Below are 15,703 nucleotides of genomic sequence, written 5' to 3' on the forward strand. Positions count from 1 at the left end.
TGCTGACCGATCCCTGAACGGCGTCGGGAACAACGGTGAGGTTGAACGCGCGCTCGACAGGTGACTTGAAAAGAGGTTAAACAACAACGGGCATTGTACGGATTTGCACGCCCTACGCCACGTTAGTCTGGCGTGGACCTTGCAGATCTTCAAGCCTGGATAACAACAGATGATTTGAGCACGCATTTTCTTTGCCGACAAAGGGTTATGACGTGTTGTTCCCACACCACACTACTGTCCAACGGCCATGCCTGATGCGAAGCGTTCAAATCTCCCCGACATCCATCCAATGCTGCGACGGTCAACCGCCTGTGACCGCGCTGATGGCCTGGAGTTGCACACCCGCGCGCTCTCCCCTCCCCTCTCGTAAAGTCTCGACGCCATGCTGACCTGGTTACAACGCGACAATCTTGATTTCCCTGCGCTGGAGAAAGCCACCCGCGAACCCAACGGCTTGCTCGCCGCGGGTGGAGACCTGTCAGCCGACCGGCTCGTTCAGGCCTATCGGCACGGCTGCTTTCCCTGGTATCAGCAAGGCCAGCCAATCCTCTGGTGGTCGCCGGACCCGCGCACCGTTTTGTTTCCCGAGGAATTGCACGTCTCGCGCAGCTTGAACAAGGTTCTGCGCCAGCAGCGCTATCAAGTGACGTTCGATCAGGATTTCGCTGGGGTGATTCAGGCCTGCGCCGAACCTCGCGACTACGCCGACGGCACGTGGATAACGGGCTCCATGCAGGCTGCTTATATCGAACTGCACGCGCGGGGATTCGCTCACAGCGTTGAAGTCTGGGATGGGCAGCGGCTGGTCGGCGGGCTATACGGGCTGGCGATGGGGCAGCTGTTTTTCGGTGAGTCGATGTTCAGCCGGGCCGACAACGCCTCGAAGGTGGGCTTCGTCACGCTGGTCGACCACTTGCGGCAATGGGGCTTCGTGCTGATCGACTGTCAGATGCCGACCCAGCACCTGCAAAGCCTGGGCGCCCGCTCGATCCCGCGCCAGAGCTTCGCCGAATATCTGCACGGACACCTGGATGCGGAGAATTCCGCCGACTGGCTACCTAGGCGATTTTGATTCGCCTGGCATACACTCTTATCTAAAGTTTTTCTCGAGGGTTGATCATGACCGAGCTGGCGCGGCTTAAGTTCTATGCCACTCAACCCCACTCCTGCAGCTACCTGCCCGAGGAACAAGCCACTACGCTGTTTCTCGATCCCAGCCAGCCGATGGATGTTCAGGTCTACGCCGACCTCTCCGACATGGGGTTTCGCCGCAGTGGCGATCATCTCTACCGCCCGCACTGCCAGAATTGCAGCGCCTGCGTGCCTGCGCGGATTCCCGTAGGACTGTTCGTTCCCGATCGCCAGCAAAAGCGCATTTTCAAGCGCAACGCCGACATCGAAGTCACCAGCACCAAGCCTCATTTCAGTGAGGAATACTTCGACCTCTATCAGCGTTACATCGAGCAACGCCATGCCGATGGCGACATGTACCCGCCCAGTCGTGACCAGTTCTCGACGTTTCTGGTGCGCGACCTGCCGTTCTCACGGTTTTACGAATTCCGCGTGGAAGGTCGGCTCCTCGCCGTCGCGGTCACGGACCTGCTGCCCAACGGACTGTCGGCCGTTTACACCTTTTACGAGCCGTCCGAAGAGCGGCGCAGTCTTGGCCGTTACGCGATTCTCTGGCAGATCGCCGAAGCCGCGCGCCTGCAGTTGCACGCCGTGTATCTGGGTTACTGGATCAAGAACTGCAAAAAGATGAATTACAAGACTCAATATCGACCGATCGAGCTGCTGACCAATCAAAGATGGGTCACTCTTTACTGAAGCCCTTGGCTTGACCCCCACTTTTCGGGCACAATGCAGCCCGCTTTTGCCTGGCTGCCGTTTGCACCGGGCCATTCATTGGATACCGAGGGCTTTACTGCATGTCGAAAGAAGACAGCTTCGAAATGGAAGGCACTGTCGTCGACACCCTGCCCAACACCATGTTCCGTGTGGAGTTGGAAAATGGGCACGTCGTAACCGCGCACATCTCCGGCAAGATGCGCAAGAACTACATTCGTATTCTTACCGGCGATAAGGTCCGCGTTGAGCTGACGCCCTACGACTTGAGCAAAGGGCGCATCACTTACCGCGCCCGCTAACAGGTCTTAACAAAAACGCCCGGCACATGCCGGGCGTTTTTGTTGGCGCGGGATTCGCCCGATCCATCCGTTCAGTGCGCCGGCAGGGGATCACTCGGTCCCTCTGACTACGGCACGATGCAAACGGTGTGGGAGCGAGCTTGCTCGCGAATAGGCCCGAAGGGCTTCAAAGTAACGTTCTCAAGTCAACCACTGCCCAACGCCGTTCACCCCAAAGCAGAAAGGCGCCAATCGGCGCCTTTCTGCTGTATCGCGATCAAACGTCAGGCCATTTCCGCCGTGGTTTCGTAATCGAACGTGATCTCGCCGTCCTTGAAGTCGATGTGTACCACACCGCCATGCTCGGACAACTCGCCGAAGAGAATTTCCTCGGCCAGTGGACGCTTGATCTTGTCCTGGATCAGACGTGCCATCGGACGAGCGCCCATGGCCGCGTCGTAACCGCCTTCCGCCAAATAGCTTCTGGCCGCATCCGTCACCTCGAGCAGCACACGCTTGTCTTCCAGTTGCGCCTGAAGTTCGGTAAGGAACTTGTCCACCACGCTTTTGATGACCTCGTGACTGAGGCGACCGAATTGAATGATGGTGTCCAGGCGGTTCCGGAATTCCGGCGTGAAGCTCTTCTTGATGACTTCCATCGCATCGGACGAGTGGTCCTGATGGGTGAAACCAATCGAAGCCCGCGCAGCGGTTTCGGCACCGGCGTTGGTGGTCATGATCACGATCACATTGCGGAAGTCCGCCTTGCGGCCGTTGTTATCGGTGAGCGTACCGTGGTCCATCACCTGCAACAGCAGGTTGAAGACTTCCGGATGCGCCTTTTCGATCTCATCGAGCAGCAGCACGCAATGCGGTTGCTTGGTGATCGCCTCGGTCAACAGACCGCCCTGGTCGAAACCGACATAGCCTGGCGGCGCACCGATCAGACGCGACACGGTGTGGCGCTCCATGTACTCGGACATGTCGAAACGAACCAGTTCGATGCCCAGCGCTTTCGCCAGCTGACGCGCCGCTTCGGTCTTACCGACACCGGTCGGACCTGCGAACAGGAACGAACCGACGGGCTTGTCCGGCGACTTCAGGCCAGCTCGCGACAGCTTGATCGCCGTCGACAGCGAATCGATCGCCGCGTCCTGACCGAAAACCGTGAGCTTCAAGTCGCGCTCAAGGTTGCGCAGCAGCTCTTTGTCGGAGCTGTTGACGTGTTTCGGCGGAATCCGCGCGATCTTGGCGACGATGTCCTCGACCTGAGCCACTTCGATGCGCTTGACGCGCATTTCCACAGGCTGCAGACGCTGGAAAGCCCCCGCCTCGTCGATCACGTCAATGGCCTTATCGGGCATGTGACGATCATTGATGTAGCGCGACGCGAGTTCGGCCGCTGCACGCAGGGCTTCATCGCTGTACTCGATGTTGTGGTGCTGCTCGAAGCGACCTTTGAGGCCACGCAGAATGCCGATGGTGTCCTCGACCGAAGGCTCGGACACGTCGACTTTCTGGAAGCGACGGGCCAGCGCGCGGTCTTTTTCGAAGATGCCGCGGAATTCCTGGAACGTGGTCGAACCGATGCAACGGATATCACCCGAAGACAGCAGCGGTTTGAGCAGGTTGGACGCGTCCATCACACCGCCCGATGCAGCGCCGGCGCCAATGATGGTGTGGATTTCGTCAATGAACAGGATCGCCTGCGGACGCTTCTTCAATTCGCCCAGCAGGGCCTTGAAGCGCTTCTCGAAATCACCACGGTATTTGGTCCCCGCCAGCAGGGCTCCGAGATCAAGCGAATAGACGACACTGTTGGCCAGCAGATCCGGCACCTGATTGTCGACGATGCGTTTGGCCAGGCCTTCGGCGATGGCAGTCTTGCCGACGCCTGCCTCACCGACCAACAGCGGATTGTTCTTGCGACGGCGCGCGAGAATCTGAGCGACGCGCTCGACTTCAAGCTCACGGCCCACCAACGGATCGATGCGGCCCTGACGAGCCAGTTCATTCAGGTTGCTGGCATAGGCATCCAGAGGATTGCCTGAGGAAGAAGACTCACCGCCCTCATCGTCCTGCATATCTTGCTCACCTTCAGAGTGATCGCCATGCCCAGGCACCTTGGAAATGCCATGAGCGATGTAGTTGACGACATCGATACGGGCAACGCTCTGCTGCTTGAGCAGAAACACCGCCTGACTTTCCTGTTCACTGAAAATTGCCACCAGCACGTTGGCGCCGGTGACTTCACGCTTGCCGGAACTCTGCACATGAAACACGGCACGTTGCAGCACACGCTGGAAGCCCAGAGTGGGTTGGGTCTCGCGATCCTCATCGTGTACGGGGATCAGCGGCGTGGTGGAGTCGATGAACTCCTGGAGGTCGTGTTTGAGTTTGTCGAGGTTTGCGCCGCAGGCACGCAGAACAGTGGCGGCAGCCTCATTGTCCAATAGGGCCAGCAGGAGGTGCTCGACCGTCATGAATTCATGACGTTTGGAGCGGGCCTCTTTGAAAGCCAAATTGAGGGTGACTTCGAGCTCACGGTTTAACATAGCTTCACCTCATACCCAAGTGTCCGGCGTTAACCGTCCTTCTCGATCTCACAGAGTAGCGGATGCTGGCTTTCCCTGGCGTATTGGTTGACCTGCATTGCCTTGGTCTCGGCGATGTCGCGGGTAAACAATCCACAGACTGCCCGTCCCTCTGTATGGACGGCCAGCATGACCTTGGTGGCCAGCTCACGATTCAGGTTGAAAAACACCTCGAGCACTTCGACAACGAAATCCATCGGGGTGTAGTCATCGTTGAACAAAACCACCTTGTACATCGGTGGCACCTGCAATGTCGGCTTGGCTTCCTGTACAGCGATGCCCGCCGCGTCGTCCTCATGGGATTGCGGATCATCCTGATTGAATGTTAGTCGAATCTTGCTGATTGCATGCATGGTAAAGAAGGTTCACAGGGGACGTAATTGAAATAAGTAGTCGCAGTCATACCGGTTTTCAACTGGACCGCTGCGTGACCTTGACTATCGGCTAATCGGTGTTACAAACAATAGAACCCACATTGGGTAAAAAGGGTCCGCGCAGTCAACCAAAATTTTTTAGGTCCGGCGGATGAGAGGTGATGATACTCCCATCGGAGTCCTTTGCAGAGGGATGTGACTATGTCAAGCGGTAAGGTCAAGTGGTTCAACAACGCCAAGGGGTATGGCTTCATCGTTGAGGACGGCAAGTCCGAAGACCTGTTCGCCCATTACTCGGCGATCAAAATGGACGGCTACAAGACCCTGAAGGCCGGGCAACCGGTTCAGTTCAATATCACCCAGGGTCCCAAAGGGCTGCATGCAGTGGACATCACTGCGCACCCATCCGCCACCAAAGAGACGATCGATCAGCACGAAACGCATCACGAACACAGCAAAGATCACGCCTGAGCCGGACCGTTCACGCGCGAGACCTTAAAGCCGGTCGGCTTACGAAAGCCGACCGGCTTTTTTTCGTCTGCACAATTTGGCCTGCCTATAAATAAGGTGACGCGGAAGGCGCGGCCGACAAAGACATCACTCTGGCCTGGCAAACGGCCCAAGTCTGCGGCCAACGCTTTGTGCATGTTCTTTCCATCCGCCGACAGCTTGAAAGCCGCTTGGATCGAATGCTCCTTTAGTCGAAATCCGACTTGCAATCCGAGTGTCCGACACTGCACCATCCGGACTGCGTCAGGTTGACGCAGGGCAAGCAGGCCGTGGCCTGTGGCGATCAGCGAGAATTTTCAAGGCCCGACCGACGGCACTGAACCAATCGCTGCGAGCGCAACGCGTTCACACGGGTATCGTATCAATGGTCGGGACCGGTGATATACTCGCGCCGGTGACCGTAGGGTCATTGGGGGCCGAGCCATCTGGAACGAGACTTTCAGCCCTCGACAAGCCGCGCTGTTACCGCAGCCCGGCTGCTTGATGCTCGACTGATCTACCCCATATCACGCGACGAAATTCTCGACTTTCGGCTCATCGATACTTTGGGCGAAAGTGCCTACCCTGCGCATATCGAAATTTTGTGTACGCTCAGCAAAGAAGAGAGTTATCCCAAAAATGTCCAACCGCTCGAAGATCATCTATACCTTCACCGACGAAGCGCCTGCCCTCGCCACCTACTCACTGCTTCCCATCATCGAAGCCTTCACCTCCTCCGCCGACATCACCGTCGAAACCCGCGACATCTCTCTTGCAGCCCGTATTCTGGCCAGCTTCCCCGAGCAGCTGGGCGACAAGAAGGTTTCCGACGATCTGGCAGAGCTGGGCGAGCTGGCGACGACGCCGGAAGCCAACATCATCAAGTTGCCGAACATCAGCGCATCGGTTCCGCAACTGAAGGCCGCGATCAAGGAACTGCAAGCCAAGGGCTACGACGTGCCGGACTATCCGGATGAAGTCGTGACCGAAGCCGACAAGGCAGCCCGGGCTGGCTATGACAAAGTAAAAGGCAGCGCCGTGAACCCGGTTCTGCGTGAAGGTAACTCTGATCGTCGCGCGCCGCTTTCGGTGAAGAACTACGCCCGCAAGCACCCGCACAAGATGGGCGCCTGGGCTGCCGACTCCAAATCCCATGTTGCCCACATGGACAATGGTGATTTCTACGGCAGCGAGCAGTCTTCCCTGATCGAAACCGCAGGTGCGGTGAAGATCGAACTGATCGGCAAAGACGGCAGCACCACCGTGCTGAAGGACAAGACTTCGGTGCTGGCTGGCGAAGTCATCGACTGCGCAGTCATGAGCAAGAAAGCGCTGCGCGCATTCGTCGCCAAGGAAATCGAAGACGCCAAGAAGCTGGGCGTGCTGTTCTCCGTTCACCTCAAAGCCACCATGATGAAGGTCTCTGACCCGATCATGTTCGGCGAGATCGTCGCCGAGTACTATCAGGACGCGCTGAACAAGCACGCTGAAGTCCTGAAGGAAATCGGCTTCAACCTGAACAACGGCATCGGCGACCTGTACGCCCGCATCAAGAATCTGCCAGCCGACCAGCAGGCGCAGATCGAAGCGGACGTCAAAGCCGTTTACGCCACCCGCCCTCCTCTGGCGATGGTCAACTCCGACAAGGGCATCACCAACCTGCACGTGCCGAGCGACGTCATCGTTGACGCCTCGATGCCTGCGATGATTCGTGATTCCGGCAAGATGTGGAACAACGACGGCGTCCTGCAGGACACCAAGGCCGTGATCCCGGATCGCTGCTACGCCACCATCTATCAGGCAGTGATCGAAGACTGCAAGAAAAACGGCGCCTTCGATCCGACCACCATGGGCAGCGTGCCGAACGTTGGCCTCATGGCGCAGAAAGCCGAAGAGTACGGCTCGCACAACAAGACGTTCCAGATCGAAACCGACGGCGTGGTCCGCGTGACCGACGACAAAGGCCAGGTCCTGATGGAACAGAACGTCGAAGCGGGCGATATCTGGCGCATGTGCCAGACCAAGGACGCGCCGATCCAGGACTGGGTCAAACTGGCCGTCAACCGTTCGCGCCTGAGCAACACCCCTGCCATCTTCTGGCTGGACCCACAGCGCGCGCACGACGCCGTGATGATCAAGAAGGTCGAGAAGTACCTGAAAGACCACGACACCAGCGGCCTGGACATCACCATCAAGTCGCCTGTCGACGCGATGAAAACCTCGCTGGAGCGTATCCGCGCCGGCAAGGACACCATCTCGGTGACCGGTAACGTCCTGCGTGACTACCTGACCGACCTGTTCCCGATCATGGAACTGGGCACGAGCGCGAAAATGCTGTCGATCGTCCCGCTGATGAACGGCGGCGGCCTGTTCGAAACCGGCGCCGGCGGTTCGGCTCCGAAGCACGTTCAGCAGCTGAACGAAGAGAACTTCCTGCGCTGGGACTCGCTGGGCGAATTCCTGGCACTGGCGGCTTCCCTTGAGCACCTGGGCAACGTCTACGACAACCCGAAAGCGCTGGTACTCGCCACTGCCCTGGACAAAGCCACCGGCCAGTTCCTGGACAACAACAAGTCGCCATCGCGCAAGGTTGGCGGTATCGACAACCGTGGCAGCCACTTCTACCTGGCGACCTACTGGGCTCAGGCCCTGGCCGCTCAGACCGAAGATAAAGAGCTGCAAGCCAAGTTCACCCAACTGGCGAAAACCCTGGCCGACAATGAAGCAACCATCGTTGCCGAACTGAACGGCGTTCAGGGCAAGCCACTGGACATCGGCGGTTACTACTTCGCCACGCCAGAACTGGCCAGCAAAGCCATGCGGCCTAGCAAAACCCTCAACGACGCGATCAACGCGTTGAAGTAAGGTTGACAGGTCGGCGGTTCACCCCGCCGAACGCATCATGAAAGCCCCGGCCATGTGTCGGGGCTTTCTTTTTTTGTGACGCACACGATTCCCTGTAGGAGCAATCGGAGGTTGCGAGGGTCGCGATGCGGCGTGTCAGGAACACCGCGATCGCGACCCTCGCAAACTCGGATTGCTCCTACATTAACCGAGGAGATCTCGAATGACTTGGCAACCCCACATCACGGTCGCAACCGTCATCGAAGACAACGGCCGCTTCCTGTTCGTCGAAGAATTGAAAAACGGCAAGCTGGTGCTCAACCAACCCGCCGGTCACCTGGAAGCCAACGAAACCCTGCGCGAAGCCGCCATCCGTGAAACGTTCGAAGAAACGGGTTGGGACGTCGAGCTGACCGGTGTCGTCGGCATCTATCTGTACACCGCGCCCAGCAATGGCGTGACCTATCAGCGCGTGTGTTTTTCGGCCAAGGCGATCAATCATCATCTCGATCAGCCGCTGGACACCGGCATCGTCGGCGCCCCGTGGCTCACCCGCGACGAACTGGTCAGCCAGCCCGAACGCTGGCGCAGCGAACTGGTGCTGCAATGCATCGACGATTACCTGGCCGGCCCGGTTCACAGCATGGATGTCGTGCGCGATTGAACGGCGCCTTCCCTGCTAAAGCCGGTCCTACTGAAACGCATTCTCACCCGGACCGGCTCTAGCCGGGAACCGACAGGCGCACGTCATCGTAGGACCGGCTTTAGCCGGGAACCGACAAGCGCGCGTCATCGTAGGACCGGCTTTAGCCGGGAACCGACAAGCGCACGTCATCGTAGGACCGGCTTTAGCCGGGAACCGACAGGCGCACGTCATCGTAGGACCGGCTTTAGCCGGGAAGGCGTCCGGTTTCACACCACAACATTCAGGGTGCTCACTCAGCCCTGCTCTCGCTGAAGCCGTTCCTCTCTTCCCATGCATTGCGTCAGCGCAACTGAATAGCTTTTAGCCTTGACGCCGACTCCCTGATAGAATCGCGTCCTTTTCCAGACTACCCATCGAATTCCTATGTCTGATTCAGCCTTTTCCAACACAGAAAAGAAGCGCGTCATCGTCGGCATGTCCGGCGGCGTGGATTCTTCGGTCTCCGCCCTTCTGCTCATGGAGCAGGGGTATCAGGTGGAAGGCCTGTTCATGAAGAACTGGGAAGAAGACGACGGAACGGAATACTGCACCGCCATGGACGACCTCGCGGACGCTCAGGCGGTGTGCGACAAGATCGGCATCAAGCTGCACACCGTGAATTTCGCTGCCGAATACTGGGATAACGTCTTCGAGCACTTCCTCGAGGAATACAAGGCCGGCCGCACGCCGAACCCGGACATCCTGTGCAACCGCGAAATCAAGTTCAAAGCCTTTCTCGACTACGCCTTCATGCTCGGCGCCGACCTGATCGCCACCGGTCATTACGTGCGCCGTCGCGACATCGATGGCCGTACCGAACTGCTCAAGGGCCTGGACCCGAACAAGGATCAGAGCTACTTCCTGCACGCCGTCGGCGGCGAACAGATCGCCAAGACCTTGTTCCCGGTCGGCGAACTGGAGAAGCCCGAAGTGCGCACCATCGCCGAGAAGTACCAGCTGGCGACCGCGAAGAAAAAGGACTCTACCGGCATCTGCTTCATCGGCGAACGTCGTTTCACCGACTTCCTCAAGCAGTACCTTCCTGCGCAGCCGGGCGAAATCAAGACCACCGAAGGCGAAGTCATCGGGCGCCACGCGGGCCTGATGTACCACACCATCGGTCAGCGTCAGGGACTGGGCATCGGCGGACTGAAGGATGCCGGGGATGAACCCTGGTATGTGCTGGTCAAAGATCTGGAACACAACGAGCTGATCGTCGGCCAGGGCAACGAGCACCCATGGTTGTTCTCCCGCGCCCTGCTCGCCTCGGAGATCTACTGGGTCAACCCGATCGACCTCAGCACGCCGCGCCAGCTGACTGCCAAAGTGCGTTACCGGCAGAGCGACCAGAGCTGCACGCTGGAACGCACCGCCACCGGCTACCGCGCCACCTTCGACGAGCCACAGCGCGCGGTCACGCCCGGTCAGTCCGTGGTGTTTTACGACGGCGAAGTCTGCCTGGGCGGCGGCGTCATCGAAACCGCCGAACCCTGGCACAGCAAGGACGCTCGTTGATGAGTCCGATCCAAGAGCAACTGACCGCCCTGGGCGGCGTGTTTCAGGCCGCGGTGCTGGTGGACCGCATCGCCAAGACCGGGCAGGCCAGCGAGGCGGCGGTCGGCTGCCTGCTGGGCGGACTGCTGGTGATGGACCCCAAGGACACACTCGATGTGTTCGGCGGCGACGACCTGAACCTGCGCGAAGGCTATCGCGCCCTTGCCAGCGCTCTGGAGCGTGACCCCGGCACCCTGCAGCGCGAGCCACTGCGTTATGCCCTGGCGATGCTGGGGCTGGAGCGTCAACTGTCCAAGCGCGACGACATGCTCGACACCATCGGCAAGCGTCTGCCGCAGATCAAGTCCCAGGTCGAACACTTCGGGATCGTTCACGAGAACGTCATCGCTGCCAGTGGCGCGCTGTATCAGGACACGTTGAGCACACTGCGCCAGCGCATTCAGGTGCATGGCGACATGCGCAACCTGCAACAGCCGAACAACGCCTCGAAAATCCGTGCGCTGCTGCTGGCCGGAATACGCTGTGCGCGACTTTGGCGACAAGTGGGCGGGCATCGCTGGCAACTGGTCATCAGCCGTCGCAAGTTATTGAAAGAACTGTATCCCTTGCTCCACGGCTGATCCGGCGAGCACTGCGCTACACAGGATTTACCCCTCACGGCGCCCTCCATGGCGGTAACCCGGCCTCGGCTGGACCGAATTTTCATGTATGATACGCGCCCCTTTTCGTTGCCCGACTGTCCGAGAACACCCCATGCAGCTTTCTTCGCTCACTGCGGTTTCCCCTGTAGACGGCCGCTACGCCGGCAAAACCCAGGCCCTGCGCCCTATTTTCAGCGAATACGGCCTGATCCGTTTTCGCGCCCTCGTCGAGGTTCGCTGGCTTCAACGCCTGGCGGCTCACCCGCAAATCTCTGAAGTCCCGGCCTTCTCCGCCGAAGCCAACGCCATTCTCGACGCGCTGGCCGATGACTTCGCGCTGGAGCACGCCGAGCGTGTGAAAGAGATCGAGCGCACCACCAACCACGACGTCAAGGCCATCGAGTACCTGCTCAAGGAACAGGCCGCCAAGCTGCCTGAACTGGCCAAGGTGAGCGAATTCATCCACTTCGCCTGCACCAGCGAGGACATCAACAACCTGTCCCACGCCCTGATGCTGCGCGAAGGCCGCGACACCGTGCTGCTGCCACTGATGCGCCAGATCGCTGAGTCGATCCGCGAGCTGGCGATCCGTTTCGCTGCCGTACCGATGCTGTCGCGCACTCATGGTCAGCCGGCTTCGCCGACCACGCTGGGCAAGGAACTGGCGAACGTCGTGTACCGCCTGGAGCGCCAGATCGCGCAGGTCGCCGCAGTTCCGCTGCTCGGGAAGATCAACGGCGCTGTCGGCAACTACAACGCACACTTGTCGGCCTACCCGGACATCGACTGGGAAGCCAACGCACGCGCCTTCATCGAAGACGAGCTGGGCCTGGGCTTCAACCCTTACACCACTCAGATCGAACCGCACGACTACATCGCCGAACTGTTCGACGCGATCGCGCGTTACAACACCATCCTGATCGACTTCGACCGCGACATCTGGGGCTACATTTCCCTGGGTTACTTCAAGCAGAAGACCGTCGCTGGCGAAATCGGCTCCTCGACCATGCCGCACAAGGTCAACCCGATCGACTTCGAAAATTCCGAAGGCAACCTGGGCATCGCCAACGCATTGTTCCAGCACCTGGCGAGCAAGCTGCCGATTTCCCGCTGGCAGCGCGACCTGACCGACTCCACCGTATTGCGCAACCTCGGCGTGGGCTTCGCTCACAGCGTGATTGCCTACGAAGCGAGCCTCAAAGGTATCGGCAAGCTGGAGCTGAACGAGCAGAAGATCGCCGCCGACCTGGACGCGTGCTGGGAAGTACTGGCCGAGCCAATCCAGACCGTCATGCGCCGCTACGACATCGAGAACCCGTACGAGAAGCTCAAAGAGCTGACCCGCGGCAAGGGCATCAGCCCTGAAGCGCTGCAGACGTTCATCGACGGCCTCGACATGCCTGCCGAAGCGAAGGCCGAGCTGAAAAAGCTGACGCCTGCGAATTACATCGGCAACGCCGTGGCTCAAGCCAAGCGCATCTGATCGCACCCTACACGCTCTGAACGCCCGGCTGAGCCGGGCGTTTTTATTCCGGTCTGAAAAATACCTTTTTTCAATAGGTTACACATGAATCCTGATACTCCTCTTCAGTTGCTTGGTGGCATCTCGGCTCGCGAATTCCTGCGCGACTACTGGCAGAAGAAACCGCTGCTGATCCGCCAGGCGATTCCGGACTTTCAAAGCCCAATCGACCCTGACGAACTGGCGGGTCTGGCGCTGGAAGAAGAAGTCGAGTCGCGCCTGATCATCGAGAACGGCGAGCGCCCCTGGGAGCTGCGTCGTGGCCCGTTTGCGGAAGACGAATTCAGCAAGCTGCCGGAAACCGAGTGGACGCTGCTGGTTCAGGCCGTCGACCAGTTCGTCCCTGAAGTCGGCGAGCTGCTGGAGCACTTCCGCTTTCTGCCCAGCTGGCGCATCGACGATGTGATGATCAGCTATGCGGCGCCGGGCGGCAGCGTCGGCCCGCACTTCGATAACTATGATGTGTTCCTGCTGCAGGGCCACGGCAAGCGCCACTGGAAAATCGGCCAGATGTGCGACACCGAAAGCCCTCTGCTGGAGCACGCCGACCTGCGCATTCTCGCTGACTTCCAGGGCGGCGAAGAGTGGACGCTGGAGCCGGGCGACATGCTGTACCTGCCGCCGCGCTTGGCGCACTGGGGTGTTGCAGTGGACGACTGCCTGACGTACTCGGTGGGTTTCCGCGCCCCGAGCGCGGCCGAAGTGCTGACGCACTTCACCGATTTCCTGAGCCAGTTCATGTCGGACGAAGAGCGCTATACCGACGCCGACGCCCAGCCGGTCAGCGATCCGCATCAGATTCAGCACGACGCGCTGGACCGGCTGAAAGCGTTGCTGGCCGAACACATGGGCGACGAACGCCTGCTGCTGACCTGGTTTGGCCAGTTCATGACCGAGCCGCGTTACCCTGAACTGGTCGTCGGCCCTGAACTGGACGACACCGAACTGCTCGACAGCCTGGAACAGGGCGCCGTACTGATCCGCAACCCAAGCGCGCGCCTGGCGTGGTCGGAAGTCGACGACGACCTGTTACTGTTCGCCAGCGGCCAGAGCCGCCTGCTGCCAGGCCATTTGCGCGAGCTGCTGAAAATGATCTGCGCCGCCGATGCACTGCATTTCGATAATCTGGGCCAGTGGCTGGCAGATGACGACGGTCGCAACCTGCTCTGCGAGCTGGTCAAACAAGGAAGTCTGGGGTTTGCCGATGAATAAGATCCGCGTACGGGTAGCCGACTGGCAGAAAGATAACGCCGACATCCGGCGCATTCGCGAAGCCGTGTTCATTGCCGAGCAATCGGTTCCGCCGGAGCTTGAGTGGGACGCCGAGGATGCAGGTGCCCTGCACTTTCTCGCCCACGAAGGCGATTACCCGGTCGGGACGGCGCGGCTGTTACCCGATGGCGAGATCGGCAGGCTGTCCGTTCTCAAGGACTGGCGCGGCCTGAAGGTAGGCGACGCCTTGCTGACCGCGGTGATCAGCGAAGCGGAGAATCGTGATCTGAAAGAGCAGAAGCTTAGCGCTCAGGTTCATGCAACGGCGTTCTATGAGCGCTTTGGCTTCACGGTGATCAGCGAAGAGTTCCTCGAAGCCGGCCTGCCGCACGTGGACATGGTCCGGCATTCGGCATAAGCAAGGGCGCTGCCGCCTTTGAACGCCCCGTCGTTCTTGCCTCAGCTGGCTATGCTGATACAAGAACGCCGGGGCGTTCTGCTGTCTGCGATTCAATTTGGTCATGTCCAGGCCGACAAACTGGCAAACTCACTGCTTTGATGTGCCCTCGCGGAGAATCCACCGATGTCGTTACGCACCCTGCTCGCTTCAATGCTGTTGGCTTGCAGCTTCGCGGCAGTTGCCGCCACTGAAGTCATCCCCCTGAACAATCGCACCAGCGATGATCTGATGCCGACGGTGAAATCCTTTCTGGGCAACGAAGGCACCGCCAATGCTTACGGCAACAAGCTGATCGTCAACGCCGAGCCGGGCAAGATCAGTGAGTTGCGCGACCTGCTGTCTCAACTGGACACCGCGCCGCGGCGCCTGCTGATCACGGTGGACACCAGCGACAGCACTGTGCAGAACGATCAGGGTTATTCGGTCAACGGCACCATTCGGTCGCAAAACGGCCGCACCGGCGTCAACGGTCAGACGCGCATCATCAACTACGGCACGGCCAGCCGTGATGGCGGCCAGCAACAGGTTCAGGCCAACGAGGGCACGCCTGCACTGATTCAGGTGGGCCAGAGCATTCCCATCACCACCGTGCAATCGGACGGCTATGGCTACCCGCAGACGAACACGCAATATCGCAACGTCACGCAAGGTTTCTACGTCACCGCCAACGTCACCGGCGACACCGTTCACCTGAGCATCACCACCAACAACGACCGCATGAGCCAACAGCGGGCCGACGCCATCAAGGTGCAGAGCACCGACACTCAGGTCAGTGGTCGACTGGGCGAATGGATCACCCTGGCCGGGGTGAGCGATCAGTCCCGCGCCAACGAACAGGGCGTGACCCAGCGCTATTCCACTCAAGGCCGTGACGACATGACCCTGCGCGTGAAAGTCGACAGCCTCGATTGAGCCCACACCCACCAGGATGTCGCAGCATCACCCGGCAATTGAGCTGACGCTCTCACCAGAACGCTGCGGCATTACCTGGCATCCGAGCTGACACTCAAACCTGTAGGTGTGAGCTTGCTCGCGATGACTGACGACCTGTCACTGCATCTCCAGCGGATGCACCGACCTCTTCCCGGCTGAAGCCGGTCCTACAACCCTCCAGTCAGACACAAATCCGTGGGAGCGAGCTTGCCCGCGATGACTGACGACCTGTCACCGCATCTGCGGCGGATGTACCGACCTCTTCCCGGCTGAAGCCGGTCCTACAACCCTCCAGTCAGACACAAATC

The 15,703-nt window shown here is 59.5% G+C and carries 15 protein-coding genes; 12 read left to right on the forward strand and 3 right to left on the reverse strand.

The genetic code is table 11. The features are described 5' to 3' along the window. Positions 1-382 precede the first annotated feature (382 nt). The 3 genes from aat (at position 383) to infA (ending at position 2,147) form a co-directional block, all read left to right on the forward strand. Entirely contained in the window at positions 383-1,072 is a 690-nt protein-coding gene (gene aat, locus QRN36_RS20825; RefSeq protein WP_373568777.1) for a leucyl/phenylalanyl-tRNA--protein transferase, read from the forward strand. A gap of 47 nt (positions 1,073-1,119) precedes the next feature. Beyond that, positions 1,120-1,827: an arginyltransferase gene (locus tag QRN36_RS20830; protein WP_093466831.1), complete on the forward strand. Its 708-nt coding sequence runs from the start codon at positions 1,120-1,122 to the stop codon at positions 1,825-1,827. A 101-nt stretch (positions 1,828-1,928) separates the two neighbouring features. After that, positions 1,929-2,147: a translation initiation factor IF-1 gene (infA, locus tag QRN36_RS20835; protein WP_002553999.1), complete on the forward strand. Its 219-nt coding sequence runs from the start codon at positions 1,929-1,931 to the stop codon at positions 2,145-2,147. A gap of 263 nt (positions 2,148-2,410) precedes the next feature. Here the strand turns inward: infA and clpA are convergent, their stop codons facing one another. Together clpA and clpS are read right to left on the reverse strand one after the other, a co-directional pair. After that, on the reverse strand, positions 2,411-4,681 hold the full coding sequence (gene clpA / locus QRN36_RS20840; RefSeq protein WP_285425797.1) for an ATP-dependent Clp protease ATP-binding subunit ClpA: 2,271 nt from the start codon (positions 4,679-4,681) through the stop codon (positions 2,411-2,413). A 29-nt stretch (positions 4,682-4,710) separates the two neighbouring features. After that, positions 4,711-5,073, reverse strand: a complete 363-nt coding sequence (clpS, locus tag QRN36_RS20845) for an ATP-dependent Clp protease adapter ClpS (protein ID WP_074755300.1) — start codon at positions 5,071-5,073, stop codon at positions 4,711-4,713. 222 nt (positions 5,074-5,295) lie between these two features. Here clpS and cspD point away from each other — a divergent pair, with 222 nt between their 5' ends. Further along, entirely contained in the window at positions 5,296-5,565 is a 270-nt protein-coding gene (cspD, locus tag QRN36_RS20850; RefSeq protein ID WP_306470501.1) for a cold shock domain-containing protein CspD, read from the forward strand. On the opposite strand, the gene QRN36_RS20855 is transcribed toward cspD, so the two are convergent. Beyond that, entirely contained in the window at positions 5,556-5,741 is a 186-nt protein-coding gene (locus QRN36_RS20855) for a hypothetical protein (RefSeq protein WP_285425799.1), read from the reverse strand. The genes cspD and QRN36_RS20855 overlap by 10 nt on opposite strands. A gap of 481 nt (positions 5,742-6,222) precedes the next feature. Between QRN36_RS20855 and QRN36_RS20860 the strand changes: the two genes are divergently transcribed. The 8 genes from QRN36_RS20860 (at position 6,223) to QRN36_RS20895 (ending at position 15,374) form a co-directional block, all read left to right on the forward strand. After that, a complete protein-coding gene (locus tag QRN36_RS20860; protein WP_285425800.1) occupies positions 6,223-8,448 on the forward strand; it encodes an NADP-dependent isocitrate dehydrogenase in 2,226 nt (741 codons plus the stop codon). Positions 8,449-8,650: 202 nt separating this feature from the next. Continuing rightward, positions 8,651-9,091 (forward strand): NUDIX hydrolase, encoded by a 441-nt coding sequence (locus tag QRN36_RS20865; RefSeq protein ID WP_285425801.1) that lies wholly within the window; start codon positions 8,651-8,653, stop codon positions 9,089-9,091. Positions 9,092-9,496: 405 nt separating this feature from the next. Next, positions 9,497-10,627: a tRNA 2-thiouridine(34) synthase MnmA gene (mnmA, locus tag QRN36_RS20870; RefSeq protein ID WP_285425802.1), complete on the forward strand. Its 1,131-nt coding sequence runs from the start codon at positions 9,497-9,499 to the stop codon at positions 10,625-10,627. After that, entirely contained in the window at positions 10,627-11,247 is a 621-nt protein-coding gene (gene hflD / locus QRN36_RS20875; RefSeq protein ID WP_074755312.1) for a high frequency lysogenization protein HflD, read from the forward strand. The genes mnmA and hflD overlap by 1 nt, the downstream gene beginning before the upstream one ends. Before the next feature lie 133 nt (positions 11,248-11,380). Next, positions 11,381-12,751 (forward strand): adenylosuccinate lyase, encoded by a 1,371-nt coding sequence (purB, locus tag QRN36_RS20880; protein ID WP_285425804.1) that lies wholly within the window; start codon positions 11,381-11,383, stop codon positions 12,749-12,751. An 84-nt stretch (positions 12,752-12,835) separates the two neighbouring features. Further along, positions 12,836-14,002, forward strand: coding sequence for a cupin domain-containing protein (locus tag QRN36_RS20885; RefSeq protein WP_093466814.1), 1,167 nt, complete (start codon positions 12,836-12,838; stop codon positions 14,000-14,002). Next, positions 13,995-14,420, forward strand: a complete 426-nt coding sequence (locus QRN36_RS20890; RefSeq protein WP_093466812.1) for a GNAT family N-acetyltransferase — start codon at positions 13,995-13,997, stop codon at positions 14,418-14,420. The genes QRN36_RS20885 and QRN36_RS20890 overlap by 8 nt, the downstream gene beginning before the upstream one ends. Before the next feature lie 165 nt (positions 14,421-14,585). After that, positions 14,586-15,374 carry a secretin N-terminal domain-containing protein gene (locus tag QRN36_RS20895; protein ID WP_285425805.1) on the forward strand — a complete coding sequence of 263 codons (789 nt, stop codon included), beginning with the start codon at positions 14,586-14,588 and terminating at the stop codon, positions 15,372-15,374. The last annotated feature ends 329 nt before the right edge of the window (positions 15,375-15,703 follow it).

Origin of the sequence: Pseudomonas sp. efr-133-TYG-103a (assembly GCF_030209235.1) — a bacterium.
Lineage (GTDB): Bacteria > Pseudomonadota > Gammaproteobacteria > Pseudomonadales > Pseudomonadaceae > Aquipseudomonas.